Source organism: Alkalihalobacillus deserti, assembly GCF_020734105.1.
GTDB lineage: Bacteria > Bacillota > Bacilli > Bacillales > Bacillaceae_D > Halalkalibacter > Halalkalibacter deserti.
Genome location: NZ_JAJAFR010000017.1, coordinates 52,390 through 69,558 on the forward strand (window position 1 = coordinate 52,390; position 17,169 = coordinate 69,558).

Consider the following 17,169-nt stretch of genomic DNA (forward strand, 5'->3'; position numbering starts at 1 on the left):
TCACTCAGAAAAGGCTTAAAAGACAGCAGCTGCTCAGAGAAAGGTTAAAAAGGTTAAGTTCGACCTTTTTAACCTTTCTCTAATAAAATAACAGCCTGTGAGGCAATCCCTTCTCCTCTGCCTGTGAAGCCAAGTTTCTCTGTGGTCGTTGCTTTGACGTTAACTTGATTAGGTTCTGCTTCTAATAATTCGGCAATACGAGCTCGTATCGTCTCAATATGCGGAGCCATCTTTGGTTGTTGTGCAATGATTGTACAATCAATATTCCCTAGTTTAAAACCTCTGTCTTTCACAAGTTCCCAGACGTGGGTGAGGAGTTTTGCTGAATCTGCATCTTTAAAGGCGCTATCTGTATCAGGAAAATGCTTTCCAATATCGCCTTCTCCTATTGCTCCGAGTGCTGCATCAGCTATGGTATGTAATAATACATCTGCATCAGAATGTCCAAGTAATCCTTTTTCATATGGGATTGTAATTCCCCCTAATATAAGAGGCCTACCTTCAACTAACTGATGAACATCAAAACCTTGTCCAATTCTCATTTCTTTCTCTCCCTTTCCTTTAAGATCGCTTCAGCAAATAGCAAATCATCAGGTGTGGTCAATTTTATATTTTGATAATCTCCTTCGACGATTGCCACGGTATGACCGATCCATTCTACAAGGCTAGCGTCATCGGTTCCTAACATTTGTTTCTTTTGAGCTCGTTCATGGGCCTCTTTAATAAGTGACCATTTAAAAGCTTGTGGTGTTTGTACCGACCACAACTCTTCTCTATTTTGTGTGTCCATCACCACTCCTTCTTTTACCCTTTTAATTGTATCTTTAACAGGTACAGCAGCAATGGCCGCACCCAGTTGACTTGCTTTTTGAACGAGTTTATGAATAACATCGTATGTAATAAATGGACGAGCTCCATCATGAATCAGAACGATTTGCTCATTTCTAAGTGAATCTATTCCGTTTTTGACACTATCTTGTCTTTCTTTTCCACCTTCAATTATAGCTTTAACTTTTTTTAGCTGATGCGCCGTGGCAAGCTCTCTCATGGTCTGACATTCTTCTCTGTTTGCCACTAGTACAATTGTCTCACATAAAGGGTCTTGCTCAAACAAACGAAGCGTATGGATAATTAGAGGCTCTCCTCTTAACTCAAGAAATTGTTTGTTTTTTCCAGCTTTCATGCGTTTGCCTTGACCAGCTGCCGGAATGACTACGCTATAATTCATTTTAAACTCTCCCCATTTATTATGTGGTCAAGCATGGCAATGACTACATTCATTTCCTATATGTATAATAGACGACTATACACTTAATTAAAATCGTATTTATTTTAGCATGTTCTTCCACCAAGTGACATATGTTTGTTTTAGAATGCTTGTACGTACTTTCTAGAGATGGATTTTGACAAACGCTTACCCAAAAGTATAATTTGCTTCAACTACCAGGTGATGACACTTTAGTTGCTTGCGTACAAAGTAAAATTAATAACCTCTACAACAAAAGAGAAGCGCCAATATCCACGGATGGAAGATAGCGCTTTTTTAAAGTATATTAAAAAGATAAATTCATTTGGCAAAGACTTCAATCTTTATATTTTATAAAGAGATAAAGCCAGATCTTATTTATAATGCTTTTTCTAGCACCTTAGGTTTAGCGAAAATCATACGCCCTGCACTTGTTTGTAATACGCTTGTGACAACGACATCAATATGCTTTCCAATATAATCACGTCCACCCTCAACGACAATCATCGTTCCATCATCTAGATAAGCCACACCTTGATGCTGCTCTTTTCCATCTTTAATAACCTGTACTTTTAATTCTTCACCAGGCAAGACAACTGGTTTAACCGCATTTGCTAAATCATTAATATTTAAAACGGATACACCTTGCAGTTCACATACCTTGTTTAAGTTAAAGTCATTAGTTACGACCATTCCGTGGGAAATTTTTGCTAATTTGACTAATTTACTATCGACCTCTGAGATATCTTCAAAATCACCTTCATATATTTCCACATTAGTCGGTAACTCTTTTTGGATTTTGTTTAAAATATCAAGACCACGGCGTCCTCTATTTCTTTTCAACACATCTGATGAATCGGCAATATGTTGAAGTTCTTCTAAAACAAACCCAGGGATGACCAACGTTCCTTCTAAAAATCCGGTTTTGCAAATATCAGCAATACGACCATCAATAATAACGCTTGTATCTAGAATTTTTAATTGTTTTCCGAGAGCGGTATCTTCTTCCTCGTCCTCCTTTTTCTTGCCAAGGTTGCGAGTTAGCGTAAATAAATTAATAAGTTCATCTCTCTTTTTAAATCCAATTTGAAATCCAAAATACCCTACAAAAATCGTTACGAAGATAGGCAACACTGTACTTACTACAGGGATATTAATGGCATTCAACGGTATTCCAATTAAATAGGCCACAATCAGTCCAAAAATTAAACCCATCGTACCAAATAACACATCTGTAACTGGTGCACGTACAATTGCTTCTTCCAAAAGCTTCATCACATTCACAATATAATCAGCAAACCAATATGTTGCAATAAATAAAATAATAGCACCAAACACTGCACCCGCATAAGAACTCGTAACCCAATTAGGAACTTCGCCTAAATTAATTATATGGATCAGTTCTGGAATGTAGAGAAAACCTAAAGTCCCTCCGACAAGAACGAAAAAAAGCTGCACGATTCGCTTTAGCATCCATATTCACCTCCTTTTATTATTATAGACAAGATTGCGGAATTGAAACCTATCAAACTGCATTTCACATAAAATCTCAAAATTTGTTCGTACTACTTTAACGTAACAAACTTACAATAATTTGTCAATTATGAAAACTTATAATTATACCGCTACTTCAAGAGAGCGTCAACCATTTTGGCTAAATATGTCGATCTACGAACAATTGTTCCTGTATGCGATTAAGCCCATCTTTAATCATTTTTGCTCTCGGTTCTCCAATTCCTTCTACTTCATCTAAGTCCTCTGTGCTAGCAAAGAGAATACTCGTTAAGTCCCCATACTTCTCAATTAAGTTATCAATAATCGTTGATGGCAGCCTTGGAATTCGATGAAGAATTCGATAACCTCTTGGAGAAACAGCTTGCTCTTGAATATTAATATTTTTATTATAGCCAAGAACTTTCACGATCTCTTGCTCATCGAGTAATTCTTCTGTCTGTGTTTTTGTTAGTTCCTTTAGAATCTCAGGCACATTTTGATTAGCGTTTTTCACATAGTCTTTTAATAATAAAATCGCTTCTTTTTCTGTATTGGCAACTAATTCATTTAGTTGCATTGTAATTAATCGCCCTTCATTGCCAAGTTCGTTAATGTAGTTCAAAATTTCTCTTTTTATACGAAGCACCATTTGTACACGGTGAATGACCTGTGTAACTTCATGAAAAGTAACGAGTTGCTCGAACTCTAGCGCTCCAAGATTTGTGATCCCCTGATCAAGTACGACTTTGTATTTCTCCAACGTTTGAATCGCTTGATTGGCTTTTGTTAAAATGACCCCAATATCTTTCAATGAATAGCGGTAATCGCCTTGATATAAGGTAATGACATTCCGTCGCTGTGAGATCGAAACAACTAGATTTCCTGTTTGTTTGGCAACACGTTCTGCTGTCCGATGGCGAATTCCCGTTTCAGTAGAAGTAATGCCATTATTAGGAACAAGTTGAGTGTTGGCATATAAAATTCTTTTTCCATCCTGGCTTAAGATAATGGCGCCATCCATCTTAGCTAACTCATATAAATAAGCTGGAGAAAAGCCACAGTTAATGAAAAAGCCCCCATCCACTATAGGAACCATTGTATTGTCATACCCTATGACGATTAAGCCCCCTGTTTTGGCCCGTAATACATTATCAATTCCTGCTCGTAAATCTGTTCCTGGAGCCACTAACTTTAGTACATTCTGGATAAAAACATGACGCTTTTTCCCTTCATTCATTGATTACCCTCCTAATCCGACCTCTAACGCTCTCTCTAAAGTTGGCACACCAACTACTTGAATTCCTTTGGGATAGGTCCACCCCCCTAGGTTTTTCTCAGGAATGATTGCCCTCTTAAAACCAAGTTTAGCTGCCTCATTCACTCTCTGTTCAATGCGTGAGACTCGTCTGATTTCTCCTGTTAACCCTACTTCACCAATTGCGACGTCCGTTGGCCTTGTCACTTGATTTCGGAAACTAGAGGCAATGCTTAGTGCAATGGCTAAATCAATGGCAGGTTCATCTAAACGTATACCCCCTGCAACATTTAAATAAGCATCTTGATTTTGAAGCAATAATCCTACACGTTTTTCAAGCACAGCCATTAGTAGTGAAACACGGTTATGATCGACTCCGGTAGCCATACGTCTTGGGTTTCCAAAACTTGTAGGAGATATTAATGCTTGTAATTCTACGAGGACAGGCCTTGTACCTTCCATCGAAGCAACAACAATAGACCCTGCCGCTCCCTGTGACCGTTCTTCTAGAAAGATTTCTGAAGGATTAAGGACTTCTTCTAGTCCCATCTCTTTCATTTCAAAAATCCCCATCTCATTGGTAGAGCCAAACCTATTTTTAACCGCACGCAAAATTCGATACGTATGATGTCTTTCTCCTTCAAAATAAAGCACTGAATCAACCATATGTTCGAGTAATTTCGGTCCAGCAATCGAACCTTGTTTCGTTACATGGCCAACAATAAAGATAGCAATTCCTTTTGTTTTGGCAATTTTCATAAACGCTGCCGTACACTCTCGTACCTGAGCGACACTACCAGGTGCTGATGTAATATCATCTTGGTACACCGTTTGAATCGAATCAATAATGACTAGAGTTGGTTGAACTTCATCAATCGCACGCTCGATAAAAGAAATATCTGTTTCAGCTAATACATAAAGATCAGCAGATGAAACTCCTAACCGTTCAGATCTCAATTTCGTTTGTTTTACCGATTCTTCACCAGATATATATAACACTTTATGCTTCGTTTCTGCTAACTTTGAGGAGAGTTGAAGCAAAAGCGTTGATTTCCCGATTCCGGGATCTCCTCCTACAAGGACTAGAGAACCAGGAACAATCCCTCCTCCAAGTACACGATCTAACTCCAACATCGTTGTACTAATCCTTGGTTCAGTCTCGCTTTCAACCGAAACAATGGATTGAGGCTTTGACCCAGTCGTAGCTCCTGTCACATAACTGCGACTTGATTGCTTTGCGGTCTGTTCAAACTCTTCAACCATCGTATTCCAGCCTTGACAGCCTGGGCACTTCCCCATCCATTTCGCTGATTCATACCCACATTCTTGACAGACAAATTTCGTTTTTTTCTTTGCCATACTCCGCTCACTTCCTTCTTACTCTTTTGCTTCTATTGTATCAGAGTAAAGAAAAAAGGTCGCTTTTAGCTATTATATGGTTAAAAGCCGAGAGATTATGACAATCCCCCGGCTTTTCTTCATTACTTTCTTGTTTTATTTATAAGAGGGATTTTAAAAAACTACTGTCCTTAAAGTTCGACCTATTGGACTTACTCATATATGGAGTGGTTGCATTGGCTCCGCACGCTGCGCGCTTATTAGGAGAAACCCACTCCTAACAAGCTTAAAAGATGACAGCGGCTCCACTCAATGCATCGTCGGTCTCCAAAAGGTAAAGTTCGATCTTTTCGACTTACTTACTCATATATGGAGTGGTTGCATTGGCTCCGCACGCTGCGCTCAATGCATCGTCGGTCTCCAAAAGGTAAAGTTCGACCTTTTGGAGACCGACTCTTATACTTGTAAATTCTCTATAGAGTCTACAGTTTCGACAAATAGTTCATCATTTTTTACATCAATAATGGCTTTTTGTCCTTTTACAATGGTTCCTCTTAATAACTCTTCTGATAAGCGGTCTTCAACCTGCTTTTGGAGGGCGCGACGTAATGGACGAGCGCCATACTCAGGATCATAACCTAAATCGGTAATTTTGTCTTTTGCAGATTCTGTTAATTCAAAATCAATTCCCTGCTCAGTTAAACGTGATTTCAAATGATCAGCCATTAATGTAATGATTTCGCGGATATGCTTTTTCTCCAACGAATGGAACACAATTAATTCATCGATACGATTAAGGAATTCCGGACGGAAGCTACGCTTTAATTCCTCCATTACTTTTTCCTTCATATCTTTGTATTCGTGGTCATCACCTTCTGTAGCAAACCCTAAAAACTTAGTACTTTTTAACGTGCTCGCTCCAACATTTGAAGTCATAATAATAGCCGTATTTCTAAAGTCGACTGTTCTACCTTTGGAATCTGTTAAACGACCATCTTCAAGCACTTGAAGTAAAATATTAAACACTTCAGGGTGAGCTTTTTCAATTTCATCAAGTAAAATGACTGAATATGGCTTGCGGCGTACTTTTTCCGTTAATTGTCCACCATCATCATGACCGACATACCCAGGAGGAGACCCAACTAGTCGACTCGTTGTATGTTTTTCCATGTACTCAGACATATCGATGCGAATAATAGAGTCTTCATCGCCAAATAATGTTTCAGCCACCGCTCTTGCAAGTTCAGTCTTACCAACCCCTGTTGGTCCTAAGAAAATAAAGGAACCAATTGGACGTTTCGGATCTTTTAATCCTGCTCGCGCACGTCGTATAGCTTTAGAAATTGATTTAACCGCTTCTTCTTGACCTACTACGCGTTCATGAAGGATATCCTCCATCTTCAACAAACGATCCGTTTCTTCCTCAGCCAACTTCGAAACTGGGATCCCGGTCCAACTTGCTACTACTTGAGCTATATCTTCTACGGTAACCTCTGTATCCTCTTGACCTTGTTTTTGCTTCCATTCATTCTTCATTTCCTCTAATTCTTCGCGCAGACGTTGCTCAGAATCACGTAAAGAAGCAGCCTTTTCAAACTCTTGGCTTTGAACAGCAGCATCTTTTTCTTTTCGTGTTTCATCTAGACGCTGTTCAAGCTCCTTTAAGTTAGGCGGAGCTGTATACGATTTCAAACGTACCTTTGAACCAGCTTCATCAATTAAATCAATCGCTTTGTCTGGTAGGAAGCGGTCAGAAATATAACGATCTGATAGCTTAACGGCTCCTTCAATCGCATCATCCGTAATCGTTACGCGGTGATGAGCCTCATAGCGGTCACGAAGCCCTTTTAAAATTTGAATCGATTCATCTAGTGTTGGTTCATTTACCTTAATTGGCTGGAAACGACGCTCTAGTGCAGCATCTTTTTCAATGTATTTACGGTATTCATCTAGTGTCGTTGCACCAATGCATTGCAATTCACCACGTGCAAGTGACGGCTTTAAAATATTTGAAGCGTCAATGGCACCTTCTGCTCCACCCGCACCGATTAACGTATGAAGCTCATCGATAAATAAGATGACGTTCCCTGCTTGACGAATCTCATCCATCACTTTTTTCAAACGGTCTTCAAATTCACCACGGTATTTCGTACCAGCTACAACCGTACCCATATCAAGAGTCATAACACGCTTGTTACGAAGAGTCTCTGGTACTTCATTGGCGATAATCGATTGAGCTAATCCTTCGGCAATGGCTGTTTTACCTACACCAGGTTCACCAATCAAGACAGGATTGTTTTTCGTACGACGACTTAATACTTGGATGACACGCTCAATCTCTTTACTACGACCAATAACAGGATCAAGAGATTCTTCTCTTGCTACGGCTGTTAAGTCACGAGCTAAGCTATCAAGAGTTGGTGTGTTTGCATTGCTAGAACCCGCACTTTGCCCAGAAGAGCTGCTCATTTCATTGCTCCCTAATAATTGTAAAACTTGCTGACGCGCTTTATTTAAACTTACTCCAAGATTGTTAAGTACACGCGCTGCAACGCCTTCGCCTTCACGAATTAAGCCGAGAAGAATATGTTCTGTTCCTACGTATGAATGACCTAATTTACGCGCTTCATCCATTGAAAGTTCAATCACCTTTTTAGCTCTAGGAGTATAGTGAATCGTCTTAGAACCTTCTTGACCTTTACCAATTAGAGTTTCTACTTCTTTTTGAATTTTTTCTGAACCAAGACCAAGAGCTTGAAGGGCTTTTGCAGCAATTCCTTCTCCTTCTCTAATAAGTCCAAGTAAAATATGCTCTGTTCCAATATTATTATGGCCTAGTCTTACGGCTTCCTCTTGCGCTAATGCTAATACCTTCTGTGCTCTCTCTGTAAAACGTCCAAACATCATAAACGTCCACCTCCAGGTTATTCGTTGGTTTCTTCCTCTAACATTAATCGTTCCCTAATAAGTGTTGCTCTTCTTTCATCGCGCAACTCAGCTGATAGCACTTCACCGGCATACTGCTGGAGAAATCCTGGTTGAGTTAAAATCATTAGTTCATTTAAAATGTTTCCGGAAAGACCCTTAATCAACCCTAAGTCTATCCCGAGTCTAACATTCGATAGACGCTGTGTCGCCTCTTTCGATTCAATTAAACGACTATGCGCTAAAATACCGAATGAACGATGAACGCGATCTTCTAATTGCATTCTTGACTGGTCAAGCAAATTTTCTCTTGCTGCTCGCTCCTGTTGAATGAGTTGCAAAACAACGCCTCGTAAATCTTCAACAATATCCTCCTCCGATTTTCCTAACGTGAGTTGATTAGAAATTTGAAACAGGTTACCTAAAGCTTCGCTACCTTCCCCGTAAATTCCTCTAACAACTAATCCTAATTGATTAATTGCTGGTAAAATTCGGTTCAGTTGTTGAGTCATTGCAAGTGCCGGTAAATGCATCATCACCGAAGCTCTTAAACCTGTCCCAACATTTGTTGGACAACTGGTTAGATAGCCTCTCTTCTCATCAAAAGCATAGGTTAATCGTTGCTCAATCCAATCATCAATTTTAAAGGCACATTCTAGACCTTTCCCTAATTGGAAGCCTGGAAGGAGACATTGAATGCGGATATGATCCTCTTCATTTAACATGATGCTAATAGCTTCATCTTTATCAAGTAAGACCGCTCCATGCTTGGATTGGTCAGCTAAATGAGGACTAATTAAATGTTTTTCAACGAGGACACGCTTTTCATTTGTTTTCATATCATCAATACGCAACCATTCAAATGGTCCAATTGATTCAAACTCCTCCTGTGTTAACGCTTCACCGACATGCTTACTAGTTGCATATGACTCTTCCATCGAAGCTAAAAGAGGAAATTTATACTCTTTAAGGTTTCTTGCTAATCTTATTCGGCTACTTAGGACAATATCCGAATCTGGGCCATCTTTTTTCATCCACGGGCTTAATGCTTCAGAAATAAACTGCTGGAGTGACATCTTATCAGTCCTCCTTTTGTTCGTTCTTTTGTTTTTCTAGTAAACGGATTTCATCTCGAAGCTCAGCAGCTTGTTCAAACTCTTCTTGATCAATTAAACTTTTAAGTTGCTGTTTTAAATTTTCAATTTGTCTTTGAATCTGAATTCCACCACCGATTCGCTCGGGAAGTTTTCCTGCATGTGTATGATTGCCACTATGCACTCTTTTTAAGATAGGATCTAATTTAGACTCAAAGCTTTTATAACAATGTGCACAACCAAAACGACCCGCTTGCGTAAATTGTTCATAGGTCATCCCACACTTTTCACATTCTAGTTTAGTGACTGGTGTCTGTTCATGTCCCTTTTGTAGCGGCTGTTCGAAATTCAGTAAACCTGATAAAAGTTGATGGATAGAAAAACTATTCGTCCCCGGAAAATATTCTCCTTTTTCCTTCGCACATTGTTCACAAATATGAAACTCTGTTTTTTCACCATTTATAATTTTGGCAAAATGTAAACTAGCCTTCCTTTTATTACATTCCTGACAAATCAACAAAACTCCTCCCGTCTACGATAATTCTTTATATTTTAATGTTTGTAGCATCGTTATTAATATATTTGCCCGCACCTCATCACGATGAGGTATATTGGCATTATATAATGTACGATCCATGACACTTATCATTATATTCGCTTCTCTTTTTGTAATTGCCTGCTCTTCGTATAAACGAATAATAATATTTTCAGCCGTGAGTTGATCAATGTTTGTTCCAATGATCTTTGTCATTTGGTCAAGTAAATCTAAGTGATCGTGAGGACTGACTCTTATGATTCGAATATAACCTCCACCACCCCTCTTACTCTCCACTTGGTAGCCTTTTTCAAGGGTAAATCTAGTTTGAATCACATAATTGATTTGTGAGGGTACACATTGGAATTTCTTGGCGATTTCACTTCTTTTGATCTCTAATAGATCGGCTCCGCTATTTTTAATCGTTGCTTTAAGATACTCTTCAATGATGTCTGAAATATTTTTCAAGCTCCGCCCTCCCTTCCCTTGTTTGACTTTGACTTTCTTTGACTATATAAATATTATATTCGTTCACCTTAAAAAAGGCAATATGTATGCATTCATCTAGTATAACCAGGCTTATGTAGTTGATAACCTTATATTAGTTGAAAAATTATATAAAAAAGAGGTTGTCCTTAAGCCTAAATAAGACAACCTCATATTTTATTAAGAAGCTAGTACTTGATCTACAATCTCTTTTGATGTGAATTTGGTATAGTTTTTATTAATAATCTTTATATTGATAAACTTTAAATGTTTAACAAATTCACTTATTAGTTCTTGTTCACCGACTAAGTATATGTGTTGCCATCCTTTTTCTTTTGCTTTCTTGTCTAATTCACTTGCTATATGCTTATACCACCTTTGCTGAATCGCTTCAACTCTTTGATCATACTTATCACGGTGATTGGCACTAGATGCCATTCTTTCTCTGGCTCCTACACCCTCATATTGCTTCCAATCTTCATTTTCTAAATCAAGTTCATAGCTAATTTCATTATTCACTTCACCTAGACTCGTTTCAATGATAAAGACATCTTCTTTTTGAATAAATAAAATTCCTTCCTGTGGGTAGTCCGACTGTATTTGCTCTAGTTGCGAAATAACAGGTTTCTTTTCCCAATGGAATTGATTATTTACGCGTAGTTTAAGCTTTTTTATAAATAGGTCGCCGTTAGCAGTAGCAATTAAAACAAGGCTTTTCGGTAATTCTAACTGTAATTTAACGATTTCTGCTTTTGCTTTTCTCTTTATTTTTTTATAAGTACTTAAGTGCTTTCGATCACTTGATTCAATATATTCCTCTAACTTTTTCAATCCATTTTTTAAGCGAATTTTCCATTCCCCTTTTTGTTGGTCATTACTCGTTTGGTCGGTATTTAAATAGATGGTTAAAACACCTTCTTCGCAATACTGATCCTTTAATTGTTGGAGTTCTTTTAAAATTGCCATTTGGATCCTCCTCTAATTTTTGAGAATGGTCTTTATCTTTCTAATTGGTCTATAGCCTGTTAACCAGAAATTTAAACATGCTCGTTCATGTAAAAATCAAAGCTTTATTTCTAGTTACTTTAATATATTGATCATGACAAATAACCTTAAATTTAGACTTCTATAGTAATATTTCAAGATTTCCGATAAAATAATCCAGCGAAATAAAATGATTTATCAACATTATATCAAAGCTCCAAAAAGTGTGAGCCGTCACGAATCTTATATATTTCACAATTAATATGCTCACCTCATTTTTTGAAGTAGTGGTAAGATTATAGTAATGCTAACCCGTACCAATCTAAAGACATGTTTAGTTGAATTGTAAAATTGAAGGAGATGGAATAAGAAATGCTTTTTTTATTATTATGTTTGCTAACAGGAGCCTTTTTTATTGAATTAATTCGAAAATATATATTCATGGAAAAAAAGCCCAACCATGAAGAGTTATGGTTAGAGCTAATTAGACAAGAATGGTTCCAAGAATTGTTGGAAAATCAAGAAATGAAGGATTGGATAAACTCGGATAAGGAAAATGGTTTATTGCATGATCCAAATTATATTCGTAAAATTTTAGACAAAGAAATGCATAGAGAAATATTCATTAGGTACTTGACTGATAAAACCAAGGTGAATAAGTATGGGTAATCTCTTCAAATTCTGGATTGGCTATCTTGCCTCTCCAAATAAACGGTACATCTTACTTCCAAGTTTAAATTGTACTATTGTAATTTAATGTCATACTGTTTTAGTTAAAACTAGCAAAAACTGTTCACCTCATTTGTCAGTCACAACAGATTTTCAATCATATTTATATCCCACTTTTATGACAACTCTAACTATTTTGATAAACTTCGTCACACATCTGCAACCTGAATGACTCGGTTGTGATAATCCGTTCATGTTCTTGCGCTTATTTACAAACCGTAATCTTTCATGTTTCCATCCCTACTCAAGCATTTTCCCTAGCGGCTTAAAAATTTGATCAACCAGCTCGGTTGGACCAGGCATTTCTGGGAAAAAGAGAAGGAGAACAGCAAGAATCCAGCTCATAGCTGAGAGAACAACAAACGTATACTTCTCCTTTTTTTGCGTTTGATTTATTTTTGGCCATTCATACAAAAACATCAGAACGATTACTATTGTAATGCCTAAAATGATAAGCCCTTTCACTCTTCTTTCACCTCTTTTTCTGGCACTGTTGGAGGTGTAGTAGTACTACCAGGGCGTAGGACATGTACTTTGATCTCATAAACAATCTCAATCTTCGGAAAAATAACATCCCAATTTTCTTTCGCTGTTTGCCACTTTTTCTTGTATTCGCGTTGGAAACTAGTGTTAAATGTGAAAATATCTACTTTCATTTCTTTTTGTGCCTTATCAACTGCTTTCTTTATTCTCTCTTCTATTGTTTTCTCTAACTCCTTTTCGATCATCTTAATAAACTCTGGATTTCTTAAATCTAGGTTACTCGCATTTTGAATGATATCATCCTCAACTTCGACTTTAACAGTCATTTTCCATGTGTCATTTTCAATGCTAGGAATAAGGTCTGTCTGAGCCCGTATCATTTCTGAAGATATTTTCCCTTCTCCAACTGGAACATCAACGGTAACGGTAGCATACTGAATCTCATCTCGTAGCCATAATAACCCTCTTGTAACCTCACTATCCAAGGAACCTATCATTTTATCATCTTTAAACACAGCAGTACCGCTCAACTTCATTTGAGTTTTATCCTCCATTTTCCCTTTTTCCTGTTTGAAAGGAACGGTCTCAACCATCGGCAAAGCGACCCCCCCTGCCTCACTTTTCAACATTTGCAACAAGTCCTTCATTGTCACCTCCATCCCAATTTGAAACTGAGCTAATTCTTTCAAGGTATCGGATGAACTATCTTCGAGGTGCGGAAGACTTGATATAAGGTCTTTAGCTGTTCCTTTACTAACAAAAATATGGTTTCTTAAGCGGGCTTCCGGTAACCGTGCAAAGAAGTCTATGTGTTCCCTTATGCCTTGTTCAGCCAACTTTTCTCCAATTACGGTAACCTCAGCATGCCCCCAGATTAAAAAACGAGCAACTTTTTCCTGCAGCTTTGATCTAGCATCCGCCATCGTAACGCCTGTAGCTGATTCAACAAACGTTGTCCGCACTCCTCCACCACCTCCCCCTTCCATTATTTTTCCGGACATCTCTTCTGGCATGACGATTTCAACCGAAAGCTCAATCTCCTTTTCATCCTTATAGTCGATCCCTGTATTTAAGATGATGGCTATATCATTTATTTCACGACGATCCCAACAGCCAGTTAGGAGAAAAAGAGTATCACAAAGGAGAAGTATAATGACAACTTTTTTTATTAACTTAGTTATATAAAAGGTCTTCATCCTTGGACTCCTCCCTTTTGTCGCATTCTTTTCCGTAAATGAACAATCAATAATAAGAGAATAGACAGTACAACTTGTATAAAAAAGGTGTAGAAGACAGACGATGTCCCTATGTAATGCTTTAAATCGATTAGATTAGGGTTCCAAAGAGTAAAAAGAACAATTAGAAAACCAATTGGTAAAACAATCGATTTATACTCCGAAAGATTTAACCATTGAGCCGTACTTAGAGATACGACGTAATAAAACACAGAGATCTTAATAAATGCGCCAAAAACCCAAATGGACATGATAACCGATTCCAAGTGTGCAAAAAATTCACCAACTTCAATATATTTCCCGGCAGTCATGATTGGATAAAGGAGATCGGCTGTGATTTCACCAAATAAAAACAGAGCAGTTACATTAGTGATAATCATAAGTAGCAACACACTAAGAACGGAGAGGTTTCCCCATTTTAATCCTTTTTTTGGATCTGTTAAATATGGAAACATAAAAGCAACGAGAATAAATTCGCCAAACCAAGTTGATAAACTGAATGCTCCCAAAATAGAAGGCATGACACCCTCTTCCAATACGGGAAGCATTTTGGTTGGTTCTAATTCCGGAGTCAGGAAAAGAACAATCATTAAATAGAGTAAAATAACAATAGGGGCAAAGAGTTGAGCGGTTCTAGCAATCACCTCCAAACCGCCACGTACAGCAAAAGCACAAACGAGTGTCATACTAGCGAAAATGACTACTCCTGGAGTTTTCAGTAAAAAATTCCCCGCAATAAATTCTCCATATTGTCTTAGAATGATCCCTGTCGTATGCAGGAAAAAAAACAGATATACAAACCCGATAACCTTTCCTGGGATACGACCAACAATATGAACACTATATTCAATAATTGTTTCCTTCGGATAGTGTTTATGTAAATAATAAGCAATGAATACCGTCAGAAATCCCATGGAGGAAGCCCAAATAGGAGATAACCATAAATCACGCCCTGCTTTAGCTGCTGTAGCTGAAGGGACAAGTAGAAGACCAGTAGCTATGACCGTTAGATTCATCATGAACGCCATCTGAGCAGAGGAAATTTTCCCTTTTTCAATCATTTATTCACCACCTTTAGTTGGATCTGGTTTTTGACCGGGAGCTTCCCGCTGCTTGTTATAGTCTCCTGTTAAATGAGGACGTGATGTATTCGCCCACCTTGGAAGACGCATCATGACATCTTTCATATCCCGAGCCTTCATCGGAGCCATTGGATATAAATAAGGCACTCCAAACGAACGCAATGTGCATAAATGCGTTACAATCGCAATAACGCCAAGTATTATCCCTAATAAACCTAATGATCCCGCTAAAATCAGCATCGGAAAACGGAGCATTCTTAAGGCCATTCCCGCATTATAGCGGGGAATCGAAAAGGAAGCGATTCCCGTTACAGCCACAACCATGACCATTGGAGCAGATACAATCCCTGCTTCGACTGCAGCTTGTCCGATAACTAAAGCCCCAACAATACTAACTGCGGCCCCTATCTGTTTCGGCAACCTGAGTCCGGCTTCACGTAAGGCTTCAAACATAATCTCCATTAATAACGCTTCGATTAGGGCAGGAAATGGAATTGGTTCACGAGCCGCTGCCATATTAATTAAGAGTGTGGTTGGGACCATTTCATGATGATATGTTAATACAGCTACATAAAGGGAAGGTAGCAAAAGAGACATCACAATAAATAAATAACGGAGCCAGCGAATGGCTGTACTCAACAGCGGACGCTGGTAATAATCTTCTGATGCCTGCATCAGAGAATAAAACGTAGTAGGCGCAACGAGCACAAAAGGTGTGCCATCAACTAAGATTGCTACATGACCTTCTAATAAATAAGACGAGATGACATCGACTCGTTCTGAATTTAAAATTTGCGGGAAAGGAGAATAGGGGTTATCTTCTATAAATTCCTCAATATATTCGCTTTCCAAAACACCGTCGATATCGATTCGATTCAAGCGACTTTTAGCTTCATCGATTAATGTCTGATCGGCCACCCCCACAATATAAGCAAGTGCTACACTTGTTTTCGTTAAGCTCCCCAATTCCATTTCTTCCATTTTTAGCTTTGGACTTCTAATCTTACGTCGAAGAAGAGCGATGTTTACTCCAATTGATTCAATAAACCCTTCACGCGGTCCCCGTATGACGGATTCAGCTGCTGGCTCTTCAATCGCTCTTTTTTCCCATTTAGCTAATGCTACGGAGAACCCGTGATTTTCTTGGTCGATTAGAATAACAGGGTTTCCTGAAGAAATTTGGTTAATTACATCGGTATAGGTTTGTACCTCTTTTATATTAGCTACGGAGATTTTTTTTTCTATTTTGGACGTAAAACTAGACTGTTGATTTGCATCTTGTTCTGTTGGTTGCTTTGATGTTTCCTTCCCTGAAACTTTCATCAGCGGGGTAAGGACATTGTCGTTAAGTTCCTCGACATTAGATAATCCATCTATATATAGTAAGACTGCTTTTTCTTTTCCTTCTATTAAAAATGATCGAAAAACAACATCAGAACAGTTGTCATAAATAGAACGTAAATTGGTGATATTTATATTTAAATCACTTGAGAGATTATCATCCGGTGTTTTGGATGGCTGCTGATTGTTTTGAGGCGATTGTTTTTCTTGCTTTAATTGTCCAATTTTTTTGATTCTCCCCAACCTTCGCAACAAACTAACCAGCTCCTTGAAATCTTATCTACTATTGGTTATCTTGCTACAAACAAATTAATATATGTATGTGTTGTATATATTTAACTTTACTATCCATGATTTACATCCAATACTAAATCAAAATCATCTTGGAAATTCTAGAATGTGTATACACGTAAAAAAACGGAATGAATTCATTCCGTTTTTTCAAATTAATATGCTTCCATATTGGATGTTATACAATTCTCTTTGTCCTATCTGTGAGCATACTTGGGTTTGTACCTCTTCAGCGCCTAAAGAGTTATGTTTATGCACATAAAAAAAGCACAACCCATTGGGTTGTGCTTTATCGCCTGGCAACGTCCTACTCTCACAGGGGGAAGCCCCCAACTACCATCGGCGCAAAAGAGCTTAACGACCGTGTTCGGCATGGGAACGGGTGTGACCTCTTTGCTATCGCCACCAGACTATAAGGTATTTTTAATAAAATACCATTGAAAGAAGCAAGGTTCTCTCAAAACTAGATAAGGCAAATTAGAAACATTTTCATATTTATTCAAAATATGACATCAAGAATTATATATTGGATAAGTCCTCGACCGATTAGTATCTGTCAGCTCCACGTGTCGCCACGCTTCCACACCAGACCTATCAACCTCATCATCTCTAAGGGGTCTTACTGGATTAATCCATGGGAAATCTCATCTT

15 protein-coding genes and 2 rRNA genes are annotated in these 17,169 nt (G+C 38.1%); 1 reads left to right on the forward strand and 16 read right to left on the reverse strand.

The features are described from left to right. Window positions 1-68 precede the first annotated feature (68 nt). The 10 genes from ispF to LDX58_RS20655 form a co-directional block, all read right to left on the reverse strand. Window positions 69-542 (reverse strand): 2-C-methyl-D-erythritol 2,4-cyclodiphosphate synthase, encoded by a 474-nt coding sequence (gene ispF / locus LDX58_RS20610; RefSeq protein WP_227938952.1) that lies wholly within the window; start codon window positions 540-542, stop codon window positions 69-71. Continuing rightward, window positions 539-1,228, reverse strand: coding sequence for a 2-C-methyl-D-erythritol 4-phosphate cytidylyltransferase (ispD, locus tag LDX58_RS20615; protein ID WP_227938953.1), 690 nt, complete (start codon window positions 1,226-1,228; stop codon window positions 539-541). Before ispD ends, ispF begins: the two co-directional genes overlap by 4 nt. Before the next feature lie 396 nt (window positions 1,229-1,624). Continuing rightward, window positions 1,625-2,719: a PIN/TRAM domain-containing protein gene (locus LDX58_RS20620; RefSeq protein ID WP_227938955.1), complete on the reverse strand. Its 1,095-nt coding sequence runs from the start codon at window positions 2,717-2,719 to the stop codon at window positions 1,625-1,627. 181 nt (window positions 2,720-2,900) lie between these two features. Beyond that, window positions 2,901-3,977: a DNA integrity scanning diadenylate cyclase DisA gene (gene disA / locus LDX58_RS20625; protein WP_227938957.1), complete on the reverse strand. Its 1,077-nt coding sequence runs from the start codon at window positions 3,975-3,977 to the stop codon at window positions 2,901-2,903. Between the two features lie 3 nt (window positions 3,978-3,980). Beyond that, window positions 3,981-5,354, reverse strand: coding sequence for a DNA repair protein RadA (radA, locus tag LDX58_RS20630; protein WP_227938959.1), 1,374 nt, complete (start codon window positions 5,352-5,354; stop codon window positions 3,981-3,983). Between the two features lie 435 nt (window positions 5,355-5,789). After that, a complete protein-coding gene (clpC, locus tag LDX58_RS20635; RefSeq protein ID WP_227938961.1) occupies window positions 5,790-8,240 on the reverse strand; it encodes an ATP-dependent protease ATP-binding subunit ClpC in 2,451 nt (816 codons plus the stop codon). Between the two features lie 17 nt (window positions 8,241-8,257). After that, complete coding sequence (gene mcsB / locus LDX58_RS20640) at window positions 8,258-9,334, reverse strand: protein-arginine kinase McsB (RefSeq protein WP_227938962.1); 1,077 nt, start codon at window positions 9,332-9,334, stop codon at window positions 8,258-8,260. Window positions 9,335-9,338: 4 nt separating this feature from the next. Then, window positions 9,339-9,869 (reverse strand): protein-arginine kinase activator protein McsA, encoded by a 531-nt coding sequence (mcsA, locus tag LDX58_RS20645; RefSeq protein WP_227938964.1) that lies wholly within the window; start codon window positions 9,867-9,869, stop codon window positions 9,339-9,341. 15 nt (window positions 9,870-9,884) lie between these two features. Continuing rightward, window positions 9,885-10,355: a CtsR family transcriptional regulator gene (locus LDX58_RS20650; protein WP_227938965.1), complete on the reverse strand. Its 471-nt coding sequence runs from the start codon at window positions 10,353-10,355 to the stop codon at window positions 9,885-9,887. Between the two features lie 198 nt (window positions 10,356-10,553). Beyond that, window positions 10,554-11,339 (reverse strand): VLRF1 family aeRF1-type release factor, encoded by a 786-nt coding sequence (locus tag LDX58_RS20655; RefSeq protein ID WP_227938966.1) that lies wholly within the window; start codon window positions 11,337-11,339, stop codon window positions 10,554-10,556. 390 nt (window positions 11,340-11,729) lie between these two features. On the opposite strand from LDX58_RS20655, the gene LDX58_RS20660 reads away from it, so the two are divergent. Next, window positions 11,730-12,026 (forward strand): hypothetical protein, encoded by a 297-nt coding sequence (locus LDX58_RS20660; protein WP_227938967.1) that lies wholly within the window; start codon window positions 11,730-11,732, stop codon window positions 12,024-12,026. Window positions 12,027-12,326: 300 nt separating this feature from the next. Here the strand turns inward: LDX58_RS20660 and LDX58_RS20665 are convergent, their stop codons facing one another. From LDX58_RS20665 to LDX58_RS20690, 6 genes are all read right to left on the reverse strand, one after another. Then, window positions 12,327-12,551 carry a hypothetical protein gene (locus LDX58_RS20665; RefSeq protein ID WP_227938968.1) on the reverse strand — a complete coding sequence of 75 codons (225 nt, stop codon included), beginning with the start codon at window positions 12,549-12,551 and terminating at the stop codon, window positions 12,327-12,329. Next, a complete protein-coding gene (locus LDX58_RS20670; protein ID WP_227938969.1) occupies window positions 12,548-13,765 on the reverse strand; it encodes a Ger(x)C family spore germination protein in 1,218 nt (405 codons plus the stop codon). The genes LDX58_RS20665 and LDX58_RS20670 overlap by 4 nt, the downstream gene beginning before the upstream one ends. Beyond that, a complete protein-coding gene (locus LDX58_RS20675; RefSeq protein ID WP_227938971.1) occupies window positions 13,762-14,865 on the reverse strand; it encodes a GerAB/ArcD/ProY family transporter in 1,104 nt (367 codons plus the stop codon). Before LDX58_RS20675 ends, LDX58_RS20670 begins: the two co-directional genes overlap by 4 nt. Continuing rightward, window positions 14,866-16,482 carry a spore germination protein gene (locus tag LDX58_RS20680; RefSeq protein ID WP_227938974.1) on the reverse strand — a complete coding sequence of 539 codons (1,617 nt, stop codon included), beginning with the start codon at window positions 16,480-16,482 and terminating at the stop codon, window positions 14,866-14,868. Window positions 16,483-16,812: 330 nt separating this feature from the next. Continuing rightward, window positions 16,813-16,928: ribosomal RNA gene (gene rrf, locus LDX58_RS20685) — 5S ribosomal RNA — on the reverse strand. A 116-nt stretch (window positions 16,929-17,044) separates the two neighbouring features. After that, window positions 17,045-17,169, reverse strand: a 23S ribosomal RNA gene (locus tag LDX58_RS20690); the annotation flags it as partial.